Source organism: Mesorhizobium sp. M1A.F.Ca.ET.072.01.1.1, assembly GCF_004023325.1.
In the GTDB taxonomy this organism is placed as follows: Bacteria; Pseudomonadota; Alphaproteobacteria; order Rhizobiales; family Rhizobiaceae; genus Mesorhizobium.
Genome location: NZ_RZSF01000543.1, coordinates 1 through 2,838, shown reverse-complemented (window position 1 = coordinate 2,838; position 2,838 = coordinate 1). Strand labels below are relative to the sequence as shown.

The window sequence follows — 2,838 nt, the reverse complement described above, 5'->3', positions numbered from 1 at the left end:
GATCGATGCGTTCCGCAGATCCGGCGGCCGCTCGGTGGTGCGCGCGGCGCATCACGGCAAACGCGGCAACCCGGTGCTGCTGCCGCGGTCGCTGTTTGCCGCCGTCGCGCAGCTCGAAGGCGATACTGGCGCGCGCCATCTGGTCGAGGCCGAAGGGCTCGACGTCATCGATGTCGAAATCGGGCAGGGCGCTTCGATCGACGTCGATACGCGCGAGGCGCTGGAACGCGCGGGCGGCGTGCTGCAGGATTGACAAACCGAAGCCGAATTTCGCATGGCTTCGGAATGTCTTTGCGCTGCCGAACTTTCCTCACTTTGCTCGCCGCAACAGCTTTTTCGCTCTCTGCCGCCGAGGGCCAGACGTTGTCGCTGAAACCCTTCAAGGACGAGCTTTTCGCTTATCCGGCGACGCTGTCGAGCGGCGACAACGGTGCCTATACGGTGGTCGACTATCGCGAGATGCGCGACATCAATCAGCGCGACGAGGTGCCGGAAAGGCGTGTGCATGCCCAATATACCGACCCCGGCGTGCGCAAGATGCAGCAGGACTTGATGCTGAAGACCGATGTCGGCGATGTCCGGCATGTCGCAGTCGGCAAGACGCAAGGTGCCGCCATCATCGTGCTTTATCTGCACGGGCAGGGCGGCAGCCGCAAGCAGGGCGTCGACGACTTCACCTTTGGCGGTAATTTCAACCGCCTCAAGAATTTGATGGCCGAAAATGGCGGTCTTTATCTTTCGCCGGACTTTCCCGATTTCGGCGACAAGGGCGCCGCCCAAGTCGCGGCGTTGATCGACCACTATGCAGAGACATCGCCCGGCGCGAAAATCTTCGTCGCCTGCGGCTCGATGGGCGGCATCCTCTGCTGGAAGCTGGCGGACCGCAAGGATACTGGCGCCCGCGTCAGTGGGCTGCTGCTGCTCGGCTCGCTCTGGGACCAAAGCTTCTTGACCAGCCCGGCCTTCAAGCGTCGGGTGCCGGTGTTCTTCGGCCAGGGCAGCCGTGACGTGGTTTTCCAGGTTGAGAAGCAGGAAACCTTCTTCCGCTCGATCCTCGCCAAATCGAAGAGCTATCCGACCCGCTTCGTGCGGTTCGAGACCGGCACGCATGGGACGCCGATCCGCATGGTCGATTGGCGCGGCACACTGAACTGGATGCTGACGAAAGCGCCCTGATCAAGGCGGCGTGTTGTAGTCCAGGACGGTCTCGGGATTGATCTCGCCGTCGTAGGACGCATCGACATCATACTGCACCAGCGAGAAATTGCCGTGGCGGAACAGATAGGTGCCGGTCGATGAAGCGTCGCCGACGCCGCGCCATTTGTTCATCGAGGTGATCGTCTTGGTCTTGTCGTCATATTCGGAATTGACCAGCTGGTCGTCGGTCTGGAAGCCGATGATGTGGATGCCCTCGACCTTGCCTTCGCTGTTGTTGTTCTCGTAACGGATGTCGAGTTCCGGCGCGGCGAACTGCAACTGCCGGACGCCGGACACATCGTCATAGATGTAATAGACCGCGCTTTCATTGTAGGCGGCCATCGAGCAGAAGAAGCGGAAGAGCCGCGTCTCGCGCTCCGGCTCGTCGGCTCCAGCGTCCTTGTCCTTGTAATGGATCGAGTAGGCGTCCGGCTCGCCGGCCGGCTTGCCTTCCGGGTTCTCCTTGTCGCACTGCTCGCCATAGGCGGCGAGGAACGCCTTCCTGGCCTGTTCCAGCGCCTCGTCCTTCTTGGGCGGCGGCGGGCCGTCGCCGCAGCTTGTCGGCACGGCATCCTGGAAATCCGAAGTCGACGGCTTCAGGGCGCCCTTGTCGATAAAGATCGGCTGGAACGGCGGTTCCTGGATCTGCGCGTTGACCTGGCGAAGCGTGTAGCAGCCGGCAAAGATTTTGGCTTCGCCCTTCTTGTCGGTGGCCTGGATGGCGACAGGGACGCTGTAGTAGATGCTGCCGGCAGCACCCTCGTCCGATACCGCGCCGGTCTTGACCTCGACCGTGTCGGTGCTGTCGTAGCCTTTAACGAAGGCATCGAAATCTTTTGCCGGCTTGGTGTCGCCGAAATAACCCCAGGCGCGGGCGAATTCATGCCGGTTGATCGCGCTGTAGAGCGAGCGAACAACAGCCTCGGCACTGGACCGGTCGTCGATATAAGGGGCTTCGGCTGCAAGCGCCGACCGGCCGATGGCCGCAAGGGAGAACAGGGCAGTCGCTGCGAGAATGGCAGGTCTCATCGGGAATCTCCGCTCGATAACGAAAATACTACCACCGCGATTGCGGCGAGGCGGTGACAGGGGCGCACGGGCTGCTTGAAGAATCGAGCCGGGAAGCGCTAGCTCACGGCCCGCGGCGCTGACGCCGCCTGGGGAGATAACTCACGTGACCATATCCATGTACGATATTTCCGTGGCCGTCTTTTCGGCCCGGCTGAAGGCGCTGGCCAGCGTGCTGTCACTGGCCGAACAGAACGCCGCCGACCGCAAGATCGACCCTCAGGTGCTTCTGACCGCGAGGCTGGCGCCCGACATGTTCGCGCTGACCCGGCAGGTGCAGATCGCCACCGATCATGCCAAGGGCGCGCCGTCGCGACTCGCCGGCCGCGAAGTGCCGAAATACGAGGACAACGAGTCCACTTTCGAAGAGCTGCACGCCCGAATCGCCAAGACGCTCGATCATCTGGCGACATTCTCGGCCGCCGATCTGGACGGGTCGGAGGAGCGGACGATCGAATTGAGGCTTGCCGGACGCGAGGTCTCAATGGCCGGACTGCAATATCTGCTCAACGCAGCCATGCCGAACTTCTACTTCCACATCACCACGGCATACGACATCCTGCGGCACAATGG

4 protein-coding genes are annotated in these 2,838 nt (G+C 62.2%); 3 read left to right on the top strand and 1 reads right to left on the bottom strand.

Annotation, left to right across the window (positions count from 1 at the left end):
- Both EOA32_RS35925 and EOA32_RS35920 read left to right on the top strand, forming a co-directional pair.
- Nucleotides 1–253: NTP transferase domain-containing protein (locus EOA32_RS35925; RefSeq protein ID WP_148670002.1), on the top strand; the 253-nt coding region annotated here is incomplete at its 5' end.
- Nucleotides 254–285: 32 nt separating this feature from the next.
- Nucleotides 286–1,176, top strand: coding sequence for an alpha/beta fold hydrolase (locus EOA32_RS35920; protein ID WP_128374208.1), 891 nt, complete (start codon nucleotides 286–288; stop codon nucleotides 1,174–1,176).
- Here the strand turns inward: EOA32_RS35920 and EOA32_RS35915 are convergent, their stop codons facing one another.
- The gene (locus EOA32_RS35915; RefSeq protein ID WP_128374207.1) at nucleotides 1,177–2,226 is read right to left on the bottom strand and encodes a DUF1176 domain-containing protein; all 1,050 of its coding nucleotides are present in this window, start codon (nucleotides 2,224–2,226) and stop codon (nucleotides 1,177–1,179) included.
- 145 nt (nucleotides 2,227–2,371) lie between these two features.
- Between EOA32_RS35915 and EOA32_RS35910 the strand changes: the two genes are divergently transcribed.
- A partial coding sequence (locus EOA32_RS35910; protein WP_128374206.1) for a DUF1993 family protein occupies nucleotides 2,372–2,838 on the top strand: 467 nt, incomplete at its 3' end.

Coding starts and splice junctions, on each gene's coding strand:
- EOA32_RS35920 (WP_128374208.1), top strand. CDS start 286: ATGTCTTTGCGCTGCCGAACTTTCCTCACTTTGCTCGCCGCAACAGCT.
- EOA32_RS35915 (WP_128374207.1), bottom strand. CDS start 2,226: ATGAGACCTGCCATTCTCGCAGCGACTGCCCTGTTCTCCCTTGCGGCC.